This window comes from Streptomyces sp. NBC_01546, assembly GCF_045208355.1.
GTDB lineage: Bacteria > Actinomycetota > Actinomycetes > Streptomycetales > Streptomycetaceae > Streptomyces.
In genome coordinates, this window is sequence record NZ_CP109379.1 from 7275709 (window position 1) to 7290138 (window position 14430).

Consider the following 14430-nt stretch of genomic DNA (forward strand, 5'->3'; position numbering starts at 1 on the left):
CGTGGTCCGGACGGCGGCCATACCGTCGCCGCCGCTCCCGGACGCCTCGTACGCTGGAGCCACCGGGCAGCTGCGACAGGAGGTACGGGGATGGGAAACACCGCGGCCGTCGACCCCGACCCGGGCCTGTACGGGCCGTCGTCCGTCACCTGGCATTGCCACGGGGACCCGGTGATGTGGATCGCCGGGGTCCGGGCCCTCTACCTCCAGGCCCTGCACCCGCGCGCCGTCCGCGGGGTCATGGAGAACAGCGACTTCAGGAACGACGCCTGGGGGCGGCTGCTGCGCACCGCCGACTTCGTCGGCACGCTCACCTACGGCACCACCGAGGACGCCGAACGCGCCGGCGCCCGCGTCCGGGCGATCCACCGCAAGCTCACCGCCACCGACCCGGACACCGGCGAGCGCTTCCCCGTCGACGACCCCGCACTGCTGCTCTGGATCCACTGCGCTCAGATCGACAGCTTCCTGCACGTCCTGCGCCGCTCCGGCGTCGACCTCACCCCCGCCCAGGCCGACAGCTACGTCGACGAGAACCGGGTGAACGCCCGCCTCGTCGGCCTCGACCCGGCCGCCGTCCCCGCCGACACCGCACAGCTGGCCGCCTACTTCGAGAAGATCCGCCCCGAGCTCGCCGCCGGCCCCGACGCCCGCGCCGTGGACGACTTCCTGCGCGGCCCGCCCGTCCACCCGCTGCTCGTGCCTGGCCGGAATCTGCTGTGGCGCCCGCTCGCCGCCCTCGCCTACGGAACCCTCCCCGGCTGGGCGCACCAGCTGTACGGGCACCCCGCACCCGCCCCACGCACCGTCACCCGGCGCCTGCGCCTCACCGGACGCGTGCTGCGCAGCATTCCCGCAGGTCTGCGCTGGCAGCTGCCCCCAGGTCACATCTTGAAAGCGATGCGCCGCATGGGCCCCGGGAGTCGCCCCTCCCCGTACACACTGCGTACATCAGCGGCCATACTGGACCGGCCGGGGAGGGCGAGGCACGACAACGGGGGCGACTTCAAGACATGGCGGAGTCCAGACTGATCCAGGGCCGGTACCGGTCGCTCGACCTGATCGGTCGCGGCGGCATGGGCGAGGTGTGGCGAGCCCGGGACGAATCGCTGGGCCGACAGGTCGCCGTGAAGTGTCTCAAACCGATCGGGGCCGAGCAGGACGCCCACTTCACCCAGGTGCTGCGCGAGCGGTTCCGCCGCGAGGCCCGAGTCGCCGCGTCCCTCCAGCACCGGGGCGTCACCGTCGTCCACGACTTCGGCGACGACAGCGCCGCCGGGGGCCCCCTCTACCTCGTCATGGAGCTCCTCGAGGGCCGCAACCTCAGCCAGCTCCTGGAGGACAACGAGACCCGCCCGCTCCCCGTGGAGGTGGTCGTCGACATCGCGGAGCAGATGGCGGCCGCGCTCGGCTACACCCACGACCAGGGCGTCGTCCACCGCGACCTGAAGCCGGCCAACATCATGCGGCTCACCGACGGCACCGTGAAGATCTGCGACTTCGGCATCGCCCGACTCGCGCACGACATCGGCTTCACCGCCAAGCTCACCGGCGGCGGCATGGCCATGGGCACCCCGCACTACATGTCGCCCGAGCAGATCGCGGGCGGCGAGGTCGACCACCGCAGCGACCTCTACTCCCTGGGCTGCGTCCTCTACGAGATCGCCACCGGCGCACCGCCCTTCGACCTCGGCGACTCCTGGTCCGTGCTGGTCGGCCACCGCGACAACGCTCCCGTGCCGCTCCGCGAGCACCGGCCCGAACTGCCCGAATACTTCGAACAGGTGGTTCTGGACCTCCTCGCCAAATGCCCCGAGGACCGGCCCGGCGACGCCCGCCACGTGCACCGGCGGCTCGTCGAGGCACGCCTCGGCCCGGGCGGGCTGCCCGCCGCCCAGGCCCCCCTCCCGGCCTGGGCCCACGGGATGACCGCCGGGCGCAAGGCCGGGATCGAAGCCCGCCCCGCGAGCGGCGAGTGGGCCGTGCTCACCGGCTCCTGGACTGCCGCGCGCGAGCGGCGCGCAGCGGATCCTGCGTCCCGCGCCCGCCGAGGACCCCCGGCTCACCGCCTCGTACGGGGTGCCGCGCGTCCCCGGCCCCCGCGGGACCGGCCCCGACGCCCTCGCCGCGGGCCACACCCGCGCCTTCTCCCTCAGCCGGGCCGGCCGCCCCGAGGAGGCCCTCGCCGTGTACGAAACCGTGGCCGAGGGCCGCGCCCGGCTGCTCGGCCCGGACCACGCCGACACCCTCGCCGCGCGCCAGGAGGCGGCGTACGAACTGGGCAGGCTCGGGCGGCACCCGGAGGCGTACGCGATCTACCGCGCGGTGCTCCTGGCCCGCGAGCGCTCCGCGGGGCCGCTCCACCCCGACACCCTGCGCTGCCGCCACAACCTGGCCTGCGCGCTGGGCGCGCTCGGCCGGTTCGCGGAGGCCCACGCCACGGCCGCCGAGGTCGCCGCCGACCGGACGGCCGTGCTCGGCGCCGAGCACGCGGACACCCTGCTGACCCGCTACGAGGTGGCGTACGCGCTCGGCCGCCTGGAGCGCTGGCAGGAGGCCCTGGCGGCCTTCCGCGAGGTCGCCGCCGTACGGGAACGGGTGCTCGGCCGCGACCACCCCGACACCCTGGCCGCGCGCTACGAGGTCGGCATCGCGCTCGGCCGCACCGGGAACAGCGCCCAGGCCCTCGACCTGTTCCGGGCCCTGGTCCGCGACCGCACCCGCGCGTACGGGGCCGCCGACCCGGAGACCCTGCGCGCCCGGCACGTCCTCGGCGTCAACCTGGGCCGTCTGGACCGCTGGGCGGAGGCGGTGACCGAGGCGCGCCAGGTGGGCGCCGCACGGGCCCGGGTGCTCGGCGCCGAGCACCCGGACACGCTGGTCAGCCGCCGCGAACTCGCCGCGGGACTGGGCCGGCTGGGCCGTTGGGATGAGGCGCTGCCCATCTACCGGGACCTGGCCGGGATCCGCGAGCGGGCCCTGGGAGACGAGCATCCCGACACCGCCCTGGCACACGCCGACGAGGCCTACTGTCTGGAGCGGCTGGGCCAGGTGTGTTACCAAGAGCCATGACAGCCATGCGGGGCTCCAGCGGTTTCGGACACGACGTCTACGACGCGGTGATCGTGGGCGGAGGCCACAACGGCCTGGTCGCCGCCGCGTACCTGGCCCGGGCGGGGCGCTCGGTGCTGGTCCTGGAGCGGCTCGGGCACACCGGAGGGGCGGCCGTCTCCACCCGCCCGTTCGCCGGGGTCGACGCCCGCCTCTCGCGCTACTCGTACCTCGTCTCCCTGCTCCCCGCCAAGATCCTGCGCGATCTGGGGCTGCGGTTCGCGGTCCGCAAGCGCGCCGTCTCCTCCTACACGCCCACCGTGCGCGACGGGCGTCCCGGCGGGCTCCTCGTCGGCGGGGGTGAGGCGCGCACCCGCGAGTCCTTCGCGCGGCTGACCGGCTCGGACCGGGAGTACGAAAGCTGGCGGGCCTTCTACGGGACCACGGGCCGGGTCGCCGGGAAGGTCTTCCCGACCCTGACCGAGCCACTGCCCACCCGGGAAGAGCTGCGCGCCCGGATCGACGACGACGCGGCCTGGCGGATGCTGTTCGAGGAGCCCCTCGGGCAGGCGGTGGAGCGGCACTTCGCCGACGACCTGGTGCGCGGCGTGGTCCTGACCGACGGGCTGATCGGCACCTTCGCGGACGCGCACGATCCCTCGCTCGCCCAGAACCGCTGTTTTCTCTACCACGTCATCGGCGGCGGCACCGGGGACTGGGACGTGCCCGTCGGCGGCATGGGCGCGCTCACGGACGCCCTGGCCGAGGCGGCGCGTGCGGCCGGGGCGGAGATCGCCGCCGGGCACGAGGTGCTTCGGATCTACACGGACGGCACCGCGCCGGCCGAGGTGGTGTTCCGTACGGCGGCCGGCGAGGGGCGGGCCGTCGGCCGCACGGTCCTGGTGAACGCCTCGCCGCGGGCGCTGGCCGAACTCCTCGGCGAGACACCGGCGGAGCCGGCCCCCGAGGGAGCCCAGCTCAAGGTCAACATGCTGCTGCGGCGGCTGCCCCGGCTGCGGGACACCTCCGTCGACCCGCGCGAGGCCTTCGGCGGCACCTTCCACATCGCCGAGGGCTACGCGGGACTGGCCAGGGCCCATGCGGAGGCCGCGTCCGGAGAGCTGCCCTCCGTACCGCCCTCGGAGATCTACTGCCATTCGCTGACCGACCCGACGATCCTCGGGCCGGAGCTGGTGGAGCAGGGCTACCAGACGCTCACCCTGTTCGGCCTGCACACCCCGGCCCGGCTGTTCGCACACGACAACCGGCAGGCCCGCGAGGTGCTGCTGACCGCCACCCTCGCGCAGCTCGACGCGCACCTGGCCGAACCGCTCACCGACTGCCTCGCCTTCGACGCGGACGGCCGCCCGTGCATCGAGGCGAAGACCCCGCTGGACCTGGAGCGCGAACTGCGCCTGCCCGGCGGCCACATCTTCCACCGGGACCTGTCCTGGCCGTTCGGGGCCGCGGACACCGCCGCCGGCGGCAGGTGGGGCGTGGAGACCGCCCACCGCAACGTACTGCTGTGCGGTGCGGGGGCGGTGCGCGGCGGCGGTGTCAGCGGGGTCCCCGGACACAACGCGGCGATGGCGGTACTGGGGCACTGACCTCGCGGTGCGCCGTTATTCGCCGCTGATGGGTTCGATGACGACGATCGGGATCTCGCGGTCGGTCTTGGTCTGGTACTCGTCGTAGGCGGGCCAGTGCTTCACCATCAGCGGCCAGTACGCGGCACGCTCCTCGGCCGTCGCGGTACGGGCCGTGCCCTGGAGGGTCCGGGGGCCGACCTGGATGCGGACCTCGGGGTGCTCGGTCAGGTTCCGGTACCAGAGCGGGTGCGCCGGGTCGCCGCCCTTGGAGGCGACGATGAGGTAACGGCCGTCGTCCTCACCGTAGATGAGGGGCGTGCGCACCGGGTTGCCGGATACCCTGCCCACGGTGGTGAGCAGCAGGGTCTGGGTGCCGTTCCAGAACTGGCCCTCGGCCCCGTTCGAGGCCACGTACTGCTTGACGTGGTCGAGCTGCCAGCTTCCGGGCCTCGGGTCGGTCGGGTTGTCCCAGTCGATCTCGGTCGTCATGGCGATTTGCCTGCCTTCGTGTTGAACGGTCAACAAACCTCAACAACGACTGTCAACGCCCGTGGGTACGGTGTTCATTCCGCTTGGGTGGGGGAGTTCGGCATGGATTCACTCTACAGGTGTAGAGTGAATCCATGTCCCTCCCCGAACGCGGAACCGGCCGCAGGACCCTCATCGCGGACACCGCGATCGACCTCGTCGCCGCGGGAGGGCTGCGGGCCCTGACCCACCGGGCGGTCGACGCGGCGGCGGCGCTGCCGGCGGGCAGCACCTCGTACTACTTCCGTACGCGGACGGCGCTGATCTCCGCCTGCTACCAGCGCCTGGCGGAGCTGGACCTCGCCGACTTCGACGGGGAGGGGCCGCCGGTTCCGCCGCCGGACCGGGAGGCGGCCGCGGCGGCCCTCGCCGGACTGCTGTACCGCTGGCTGACGACGGGCCGCGCACGCCAGCTGGCCCGCTTCGAGCTCAGCCTGGAGGCGGCCCGCAACCCGGAGCTGGAGACGGACTTCCACCGGGCGGGCCAGGGGGCGCGGGCCCGGGCGGCGGCGGTCCTCGCCGCACTCGGCGCGGACCGCCCCGAGGAGGCGGCCGACCTGCTGGTCGCCTGGGCCGACGGGCTCCTCTACGACCGGCTGGCCGGGGCCTTCGCCCGCTCCCGCCCGGCGCCGGACCTGTCCGAACTGACCTCCGTCACCCGGCGGATGCTCGACGCGGCCCTCGGCCCCTAGGCCCGGCCGTCAGCTCAGCGGGGTCAGGTGATCTGCCACTGCTGATAGGCCGAGCCGTTGGCCGGCTGCTGGGTGACCAGGGCTCCGTCCGCGCCCGAGGCCGTGGTCAGCAGGAGGGCGCTCTTCTTGTTGGCCACCGAGTAGCCGCCGGTGCCGAGGGCGGTGACCTTCCAGCGCTGGCTGTCGCTGCCGGTGCACGTCGCCTGGACGACGGCCGCGCCCGCGGCGGTCGAGCCGCCGGAGACGTCGGCGCACAGCCTGGACGCGCCGTTGACCAGGGTGTGGCTGCCGTCAGCGTTGAGGGTCAGCTGCCACTGCTGGTTGGGACCGCCGTGCGGTGTCCAGGTGATCAGCTGGGTGCCGGACGTGCCGGAGCTCGCCGGGTCGTCGAGCGCCTTGCCGCCCGCTGTGAGGGTACGGGTGCCGCTCAGCTGTCCGCCGTACACCTCGAACTCGTGGAGCGAGTAGCCGTAGGAGGTGCCCCGCTGGGTGCCGTACACGCGGATGTACCGGCCGGATCCGGTCAGGCCGGTCAGGTCCTGCACTCCGCCGCTGCCGGTGGTCGTGGACTGGACGGTGCGCCAGGTGGAGGCGTCGTCGGAGAGCTCGATCCGGAAGGACTTCCCGTACGCCGCCTCCCAGCGCAACACGACGCGGCTGACGCTCTGGGGGGAGCCGAGGTCGACCTGGAGCCACTGCGGGTCGCTGTAGGCGCTGGACCAGCGGGTGCCGGGGTCGCCGTCGGTGGCCGCTGCCGCCGGGAAGTTCGGCGTCTCCGTGCTGGAGGCGGTGGTCGGACGGCCCAGGGCCAGGTTCCCGGGCTGGGCGAGGCCGGGCCAGGCAGGGTTGTGCCCGACGGCCGCGACGAGGGGGGTGAACGCGGCGTACGTCGTCGCGAGCTTCGGGGATCCCCAGGTCTGCTGGGCCAGTGCGCGCAGCGGGTACATGATTCCGGCGGCTATCTGTTCCTCCGTCTCGGCGGTGGGGTTGTCGCACCAGACGTGGATCAGCGAACCGGGGTTCTTCGCCGGGTCGGACAGGGTGTTGCCGCCCTCGAAGCGGTCCGGGGTCCAGGTCTCGTACATCCACTTGGTGTCGGGCTTCGCGCCCCCGAGCACGTAATAGGTGGGGGTCCAGGACTCGTTGGCCACGACGTGCCCGGCGTCGGCCAACTGCTGGGGAGTGAGGCCGTAGGTGTACCAGTATTCGACGACGATGCCGGGGTGGGGACGGAGGGTCCCGTCGCCGGACTTGATGCCGTCGTTCCACATCCGGGTGGTCTTGCCGCCCGCCCGCACCAGGTCGTCCGCCCAGTTGACGAACCCGTAGTAGGTGTCCTTGGCGGTGGCGTTCGCGCCGTAGTGGGCGCGGGCGTAGCTGAGCAGCTGCGGGTACTTGGCGTAGTCGGTGACGTATTCGTCCGCGCCGATGTGCCAGTACGGGGCCGGGAACAGTGGCAGGTACTCGTTGATCAGGTCCTTGATCAGCGTGTACGAACCGGGCAGCGAGAGGTCGATGAAGTCGGGGCTGACCGCGCCGGAGCTGCTCTTGAGCTTGAGTTCGGGGTGCGCGGCCAGGACCGCGTTCATGTGACCGGGGGTGTCTATCTCCGGGACGATCGTGACGTGGTACTTGCGGCCGAGCTCGACCAGGTCGGCGATGTCCTGCTTGGAGTAGTGGTCGGCGGAGACGATCTCCGGGTGGGTGGAGCTCTCCAGACGGAATCCGAAGGTGTCCGACAGGTGGAAGTGGAAGTAGTTGAGCTTGAGGTAGGCCAGCTCCTTGATGTGCTGCTTGAGCCAGTCGACGGTGAAGAACTTCCGCCCCTGGTCGACCATGAGTCCGCGCTCGGCCTTGGCGGGCCAGTCCACCGCCGTGCCGGCCGGCACCGAGGTGGACCGGTGCAGGAGCTGGAGGACGCTGCGGGTGCCGTGGAACGCGCCGGTGTCGGTCCCGGCCTGGATGGTGAGGGATCCCGCGACCGTCATCCGGTACCCCTCGGCGGGCAGGGCGGCGCCGCCGAGGCTGAGGCCGATGTCACCGGCGGCGGGGCTCCCGGTGGCGACGGCCACGCTGCGCCCGGTCAGCGCCTGCAGGTCCTGCGCGAACGTGGCTGCCTCGTCCGCGAGTTGGGCGGTGTAGGCGGGATCGACGACGATGCGCGTGGCGTCGGTGAAGGTGTACGTACCGGTTCCTGCCGTCCATTGGCGCAGCGCCGGTACGGTCTGCGGCGGCCCGGCGGCCGCCGCCTGGGCGGCTCCGGCTCCGGCGCCGACGCCGGGTAATGCCAGTGCGAACACCGCGCAGGCGGTGGCGATCAGCAATCTGAGCAGACGCATGGCTGCCTCCAGCCGGGTGTGGCCGAGCGGGGCGTGTGGGGTGCACCAGTGCAGCGCAGCGGCGTGTCCATGTCAAGAGATGCTCGAAGGCGTGCCGGAACGCGCAGGATTGTGCAAGATCGCGTTCCGGTGAGACCGGCCCACCTGCGGCGCCCCGCTGCCCATGGGGCAGGATGGCAGCCCGCTTCGCGTGCGCACGCACGTCCGAACGGGGCCCCGCACAGCACGAACTGACAGGTGACGAAGTGACGACACAACACATACGGCGGTCGGCCGCGCCCCTCGCCGTTCCCCCGGCCCGCCGCGGTTCGGAGGGGATCCTTTGAGCCGGGATCTCGTCCTGCACGACTGGGTGGTGGCCGCCATCGCGATGGCGGCGGGTATCGCGGCCGGGTTGCTGCTGCGCGCCGTACTGAAGTGGCTGGGCAAGCACGCGAGCAGGACGGCGTGGACCGGGGACGACGCCATCGTCGACGCGCTGCGCACCCTCGTGCCCTGGGCGGCCGTCATCGGCGGCGCCGCCGCGGCGGCCTCCGTGCTGCCGCTCACCACGCGGGTCACGGGGATCGTGAACCAGTCGCTGACCGCCCTGCTCATCCTCATGGCCACGGTCACGGCGGCCAGGGTCGTCGCGGGGCTCGTGCAGTCCCTGGCGCAGGCCCGTACGGGTGTGGCCGGATCGGCCACCATCTTCGTCAACATCACGCGTGTCGTCGTGCTGACGATGGGCGTGCTCGTCGCACTCGAAACCATGGGCGTGTCCATCGCGCCACTGCTCACCGCCCTCGGAGTGGGCGGCCTCGCGGTCGCGCTGGCGCTGCAGGACACGCTCGCCAACCTCTTCGCGGGAGTGCACATCCTCGCCTCGAAGACGGTGCAGCCCGGTGACTACATCCGGCTCAGCAGCGGCGAGGAGGGTTATGTCGTAGACATCAACTGGCGCAACACGGTGGTGCGCAACCTGTCGAACAACCTGGTGATCATCCCCAACGGCCGCCTCGCGCGTACGAACATGACCAACTTCACCCAGCCGGAACAGAAGTTGTCGCTCCTCGTCCAGGTGGGTGTCGGCTACGACAGCGACCTGGAGCACGTCGAGCGGGTCACGCTCGATGTCGTCGACAGCGTGATGGCCGATGTCTCCGGAGGAGTCGCCGACCACGAGGCCGCCGTCCGCTTCCACACCTTCGCGGACTCCAGGATCAACTTCACCGTGATCCTGGGCGTGGGCGAGTTCAGTGACCAGTACCGGATCAAGCACGAGTTCATCAAGCGCCTGCACGAGCGGTACCGGGCGGAGGCGATCTCCATCCCCGCCCCCACGCGGACGGTCTCGGTCCAGCCGTCGGGGTCACCGTTCCCGCGCCAGCGCGATGCCCCTGTCTCTGCCTCTGCCCCGGTGCCGGCTGAGCGCTGAGGGCCGACCCTGAGGACGATGCCTCCTAGTCCGCCGAGCGGGTCCAGCCGATGGGTTCGAGGCGGGCGGCGTCGGCGGGGCGGTCCTCCGCGAAGAGGAGGCGGGCCGGTTCCGCCACGCGGATGAGGTCCACGTAGACCCCGCGCCCCACATAGCGGCCGGTCGCCGTGTGGCGGAACCGCAGCCGGACCTCGCGGCCCGCCCAGGCGGCCGTGAGGGGGGCCTCCAGCCGGTGCCAGATGCGGCCGGACCAGCCGCCCGCCGAGCCCCGGGGCCAGGTCTCCGGGGCGCCGCCGGTGGACCGCAGCGTGCTGAACGGCAGCGGCTCCCAGTGCTCCCCGTCGGGCGAGGCCTCCAGGTGGAAGGCGCCCTCGCCGGGCACGGTGTCCCACCACACGGCGCAGCGCAGCCGGGCGGCGGCCGTCGCCGGGGTGAGCGGCGGCAGGTTCAGGGTGCCCGAGGCCCCCGGGGTGATCCCGGAGAACCAGGCCGGTCCGCCGTGCTTCGTGCGGACCGGGACGGCGCGGGCGAAGCGGTTGCCGACGGCCACCCGGGGCGCGCTGCCGGCCCGCCAGGTGCGGACGGGGTGCACGGAGTTGCCGAGCAGGATCAGGAAGGAGTCGGTGGAAGGGTCCAGGACGAGGGAGGTGCCGGTGAAGCCGGTGTGGCCGGCGGAGTGCGGGGTGGCCATGGCGCCCATGTACCAGTGCTGGTAGAGCTCGAATCCCAGACCGTGGTCGTCGCCGGGGAAGGAGGTGTTGTAGTCGGTGAAGAGCAGTTCGACGGAGGCGGGGCGCAGGATGCGCCGGCCCGCGTAGGCCCCGCCGTCGAGGAGGGCGCGGGCGAGGACGGCCAGGTCGAAGGCGGTGCCGAAGACCCCGGCGTGGCCAGCGACTCCGCCGAGCGCGTACGCGTTCTCGTCGTGGACCTCCCCCCACACCAGCCCGCGGTCCAGGCCTGACCAGGGCGGGCGCTGCACCTCGGTGGCGGCCGTGACCCGGCGCCAGGAGCGCGGCGGGTTGTACCGAGTGCGGTGCATCCCGAGCGGAGCGGTGATCTCGTCGTGGAGCAGGACATCCAGAGTGCGACCGGTGATCTGTTCCAGGAGCAGCTGGAGCGCGATGAGGTTCAGGTCGGAGTACCGGTACACGGTCCCGGGAGTCTCCTGCGGACGCACCGACCACAGCAGCCTCAGCCGGCCCTCACGCGTGGGCTCCTGGTAGAACGGCGCCCACGAGCGCAGCCCCGAGGTGTGCGTGAGCAGCTGACGGACCGTGATCACCTCCTTGCCGCCCCCGGTGAACAGCGGCAGGTACCGGCACACCGGAGCCTCCAGCTCCAGCCGGCCCCGCTCCATCTGCTGCACGGCCAGGACGGAGGTGAACAGCTTCGTCAGCGAGGCCAGGTCGAAGACGGTGTCCTCGGCCATCGCGATCCGCTCGGCCGCCGGGAACTCCCGCACCCGGTCCGTCCGGCCGTCGTAGTCCGCGTACCGCACGGCGTCGCCCATGGCGCGGTGCAGGGCGATGGTGCGGCCCCGGCCCGCGAGGACCACCGCACCGGCGTAGTAAGGGTGTTCGGGGGAGGGGCCCAGGAACCGCCGCGCCTCGTCCGCCACCCCCTCAAGGTGCCGGTCCAGCAGCCCGGCCTGGCGCGCGGATCCGTACCGCAGCCGCAGCCCCTGGAGCGCGCGCCGCTCGGCCGGGCCGCCCGCCGCCCCGGCGGAGCTGCCGGGCAGCGCGGCGTGCAGCACGAGCACCCCGCCGAGCGCGAGCAGCCGCGCCCCCAGGCGCCGCCGGCTCGGCCCCCCGCCGGGGCCGCCGGCTCCCTCGTGCCCCTTCTCGTCCGCAGTCCCGTCCGCCGTCCCGTCCCCCGTAGCACCCATGTCCGGCCCTCCTCTTCCCGACTTCGCCGCACGCTAGTGGGTATCTGCCCGTCCGTCGGCCACCGCCCGCACCGACCGGTCCGTAAAGAATCTGACACTGCATCAGAAAATCTCTTCCCTCGGCCGCCGGGCTGCGGCATCCTGCCGCCCATGGAGACGGAGCTGAGCAGAAAACTGGGCATCGAGCACGCCATCTTCGGCTTCACGCCCTTCCCGGCGGTCGCCGCCGCCATCACCAGGGCGGGCGGCTTCGGCGTGCTCGGCGCGGTCCGCTACACCGAGCCCGACGAACTCAAGCGCGACCTCGACTGGATGCAGGCACACACCGACGGCAAGCCCTACGGCCTCGACGTCGTCATGCCCGCCAAGAAGGCCGTCGACGGCGTCAGCGAAGCCGACATCGAGGCGATGATCCCGGCCGGGCACCGCGCCTTCGTCCGCGACACCCTCGCCAAACACCACGTGCCCGAGCTCGCCGAGGGCGAGGCCTCCGGCTGGCGGATCACCGGCTGGATGGAGCAGGTCGCCCGCAACCAGCTCGACGTCGCCTTCGACTACCCCATCAAACTCCTGGCGAACGCCCTGGGTTCCCCGCCCGCCGACGTCATCGCGCGCGCCCACGACCACGGCGTCCTCGTCGCCGCCCTCGCCGGCAGCGCCAAACACGCCCGCCGCCACGCCGAAGCCGGCATCGACATCGTCGTCGCCCAGGGCTACGAGGCCGGCGGCCACACCGGCGACATCGCCACCATGGTCCTGGTCCCCGAGATCGCCGAGGCCGTCGCCCCGCTCCCCGTCCTCGCCGCAGGCGGCATCGGCAGCGGCGAGCAGATCGCCGCCGGACTCGCCCTCGGCGCCCAGGGCGCCTGGCTCGGCTCCCTCTGGCTCACCACCACCGAGGCCGACCTCCACTCCCGCGCCCTCACCGCGAAGCTCCTCGCCGCCGGCTCCGGCGACACCGTCCGCTCCCGCGCCCTCACCGGCAAGCCCGCCCGCCAGCTGCGCACCGAGTGGACCGACGCCTGGGACGACCCGGAGGGCCCCGGCGCGCTCCCGATGCCCCTGCAGGGACTGCTCGTCGCCGAGGCCGTCTCCCGGATCCAGAAGTACGAGGTCCAGCCGCTGCTCGGCACCCCCGTCGGCCAGATCGTCGGCCGGATGAACACCGAACGCAGCGTCCAGGCCGTCTTCGACGACCTCACCAGCGGCTTCGAGCGCGCCATCGACCGCATCACCCGCATCGCCGGCCGAGCCTGAGAGGCGTGAGCAGCATGACGGACCGACCCAACGGCTTCTGGGCGCAGGCCGCCGCCGACCCGGAGCGCACCGTCCTGGTCACCCCCGAAGGCGAGGAATGGAGCGCAGGCCGGCTGCACGCCGACGTCAACCGCCTCGTGCACGGCCTGCGCGCCGCCGGTCTGGAGAAGGGGGACGTCTTCGCCGTCGTCCTCCCCAACGGCGTCGAGTTCCTCACCGCCTACCTCGCGGCCTCCCAGGCCGGCTTCTACCTCGTCCCCGTCAACCACCACCTCGTCGGCCCCGAGATCGCCTGGATCGTCTCCGACTCGGGCGCCAAGGTCCTCATCGCCCACGAGCGCTTCGCCGAGGCCGCCACCGCCGCGGCCGACGAGGCGGCCCTGCCCGCGAGCCACCGCTACGCCGTCGGAGAGGTCGCGGGCTTCCGGCCGTACGGGCGGCTCCTCGAAGGGCAGCCCGCGACGCCCCCGGGCGAGCGCACCCTCGGCTGGGTCATGAACTACACCTCCGGGACCACCGGCCGCCCGCGCGGGATCCGCCGCCCGCTGCCCGGCAAGCTCCCGGAGGAGACGTACCTCGGCGGCTTCCTCGGCATCTTCGGCATCCGCCCCTTCGACGGCAACGTCCACCTGGTCTGCTCGCCGCTCTACCACACGGCCGTCCTCCAGTTCGCGGGCGCCGCCCTGCACATCGGGCACCCGCTGGTCCTGATGGACAGGTGGACGCCGCAGGAGATGCTGCGCCTGATCGACCGGCACGCCGCCACGCACACCCACATGGTCCCGACCCAGTTCCACCGGCTCCTCGCGCTCCCGCAGGAGACGAAGGACGCCTACGACGTCTCCTCGATGCGGCACGCCATCCACGGCGCCGCCCCCTGCCCCGACCACGTCAAGCGGGCGATGATCGACTGGTGGGGCCGGTGCGTGGAGGAGTACTACGCGGCGAGCGAGGGCGGCGGAGCCTTCGCCACCGCCGAGGACTGGCTGAAGAAGCCGGGAACCGTCGGGAAGGCCTGGCCGATCAGCGAGCTCGCCGTCTTCGACGACGACGGCAACCGGCTGCCCGCCGGTGAACTCGGCACCGTCTACATCAAGATGAACACCGGCGGCTTCAGCTACCACAAGGACGAGGGCAAGACGAAGAAGAACCGCATCGGCGACTTCTTCACCGTCGGCGACCTGGGACTGCTGGACGAGGAGGGCTACCTCTTCCTCCGCGACCGCAAGATCGACATGATCATCTCGGGCGGAGTCAACATCTACCCGGCCGAGATCGAGTCGGCCCTGCTCACCCACCCGGCGGTCGCCGACGCCGCCGCCTTCGGCATCCCGCACGCCGACTGGGGCGAGGAGGTCAAGGCGGTCATCGAACCGGCGGAGGGCTTCGCGGCGGGCGACGCCCTGGCCACGGAGATCCTGCACCACTGCGAACGGCAGCTCGCCGGTTACAAGCGTCCCAAGACGGTCGACTTCATCGAGACGATGCCGCGCGACCCGAACGGCAAGCTGTACAAGCGCCGGCTGCGCGATCCGTACTGGGAGGGCCACGAGCGCGCGATGTGACGAGGAGTCCGGGCCCGGGCGCGAGCCCGGCCCGAGCGCGCGGCTCGGGCCCGGATTCCCCGTGAGAAAGGCCACGTCAGCGCTTCGCACGCGCGCCTTGCGGCGCA

The 14430-nt window shown here is 72.6% G+C and carries 9 protein-coding genes and 1 pseudogene; 7 read left to right on the forward strand and 3 right to left on the reverse strand.

Features of this window, described 5'->3' with window-relative positions; translation table 11 throughout:
• The first annotated feature begins 90 nt into the window (after positions 1-90).
• The 3 genes and pseudogenes from OHA89_RS33230 to OHA89_RS33240 all read left to right on the forward strand — a co-directional run bounded on the left by OHA89_RS33230 (position 91) and on the right by OHA89_RS33240 (position 4658).
• Entirely contained in the window at positions 91-1032 is a 942-nt protein-coding gene (locus OHA89_RS33230; RefSeq protein WP_406367778.1) for an oxygenase MpaB family protein, read from the forward strand.
• Positions 1014-3051: pseudogene (locus tag OHA89_RS33235) on the forward strand (protein kinase domain-containing protein); the annotation flags it as partial. The gene OHA89_RS33230 and the pseudogene OHA89_RS33235, both read left to right, overlap by 19 nt.
• Positions 3052-3068: 17 nt before the next feature.
• Positions 3069-4658, forward strand: a complete 1590-nt coding sequence (locus OHA89_RS33240) for a phytoene desaturase family protein (protein WP_406367779.1) — start codon at positions 3069-3071, stop codon at positions 4656-4658.
• A gap of 15 nt (positions 4659-4673) precedes the next feature.
• On the opposite strand, the gene OHA89_RS33245 is transcribed toward OHA89_RS33240, so the two are convergent.
• Positions 4674-5129, reverse strand: coding sequence for a nitroreductase family deazaflavin-dependent oxidoreductase (locus OHA89_RS33245; protein ID WP_266611487.1), 456 nt, complete (start codon positions 5127-5129; stop codon positions 4674-4676).
• A 134-nt stretch (positions 5130-5263) separates the two neighbouring features.
• On the opposite strand from OHA89_RS33245, the gene OHA89_RS33250 reads away from it, so the two are divergent.
• Positions 5264-5860: a TetR/AcrR family transcriptional regulator gene (locus OHA89_RS33250; RefSeq protein WP_266611489.1), complete on the forward strand. Its 597-nt coding sequence runs from the start codon at positions 5264-5266 to the stop codon at positions 5858-5860.
• A 23-nt stretch (positions 5861-5883) separates the two neighbouring features.
• Here OHA89_RS33250 and OHA89_RS33255 read toward each other — a convergent pair whose 3' ends face one another.
• Positions 5884-8199, reverse strand: coding sequence for a family 20 glycosylhydrolase (locus tag OHA89_RS33255; RefSeq protein ID WP_406367780.1), 2316 nt, complete (start codon positions 8197-8199; stop codon positions 5884-5886).
• 322 nt (positions 8200-8521) lie between these two features.
• Here OHA89_RS33255 and OHA89_RS33260 point away from each other — a divergent pair, with 322 nt between their 5' ends.
• Entirely contained in the window at positions 8522-9616 is a 1095-nt protein-coding gene (locus OHA89_RS33260; RefSeq protein ID WP_266611493.1) for a mechanosensitive ion channel family protein, read from the forward strand.
• 25 nt (positions 9617-9641) lie between these two features.
• Here OHA89_RS33260 and OHA89_RS33265 read toward each other — a convergent pair whose 3' ends face one another.
• Positions 9642-11501, reverse strand: coding sequence for a serine hydrolase (locus tag OHA89_RS33265; protein WP_406367781.1), 1860 nt, complete (start codon positions 11499-11501; stop codon positions 9642-9644).
• 150 nt (positions 11502-11651) lie between these two features.
• Between OHA89_RS33265 and OHA89_RS33270 the strand changes: the two genes are divergently transcribed.
• Together OHA89_RS33270 and OHA89_RS33275 are read left to right on the forward strand one after the other, a co-directional pair.
• Positions 11652-12758, forward strand: coding sequence for a nitronate monooxygenase family protein (locus OHA89_RS33270; RefSeq protein WP_266611497.1), 1107 nt, complete (start codon positions 11652-11654; stop codon positions 12756-12758).
• A 14-nt stretch (positions 12759-12772) separates the two neighbouring features.
• Entirely contained in the window at positions 12773-14323 is a 1551-nt protein-coding gene (locus OHA89_RS33275) for an acyl-CoA synthetase (RefSeq protein WP_257558017.1), read from the forward strand.
• Positions 14324-14430 lie beyond the last annotated feature (107 nt).

What these genes read in the sequence shown, in the direction of transcription:
- OHA89_RS33255 (WP_406367780.1), bottom strand. Translation starts at nt 8,199, where the DNA reads ATGCGTCTGCTCAGATTGCTGATCGCCACCGCCTGCGCGGTGTTCGCA.
- OHA89_RS33275 (WP_257558017.1), top strand. Translation starts at nt 12,773, where the DNA reads ATGACGGACCGACCCAACGGCTTCTGGGCGCAGGCCGCCGCCGACCCG.
- OHA89_RS33250 (WP_266611489.1), top strand. Translation starts at nt 5,264, where the DNA reads ATGTCCCTCCCCGAACGCGGAACCGGCCGCAGGACCCTCATCGCGGAC.
- OHA89_RS33240 (WP_406367779.1), top strand. Translation starts at nt 3,069, where the DNA reads ATGACAGCCATGCGGGGCTCCAGCGGTTTCGGACACGACGTCTACGAC.
- OHA89_RS33270 (WP_266611497.1), top strand. Translation starts at nt 11,652, where the DNA reads ATGGAGACGGAGCTGAGCAGAAAACTGGGCATCGAGCACGCCATCTTC.
- OHA89_RS33230 (WP_406367778.1), top strand. Translation starts at nt 91, where the DNA reads ATGGGAAACACCGCGGCCGTCGACCCCGACCCGGGCCTGTACGGGCCG.
- OHA89_RS33245 (WP_266611487.1), bottom strand. Translation starts at nt 5,129, where the DNA reads ATGACGACCGAGATCGACTGGGACAACCCGACCGACCCGAGGCCCGGA.
- OHA89_RS33265 (WP_406367781.1), bottom strand. Translation starts at nt 11,501, where the DNA reads ATGGGTGCTACGGGGGACGGGACGGCGGACGGGACTGCGGACGAGAAG.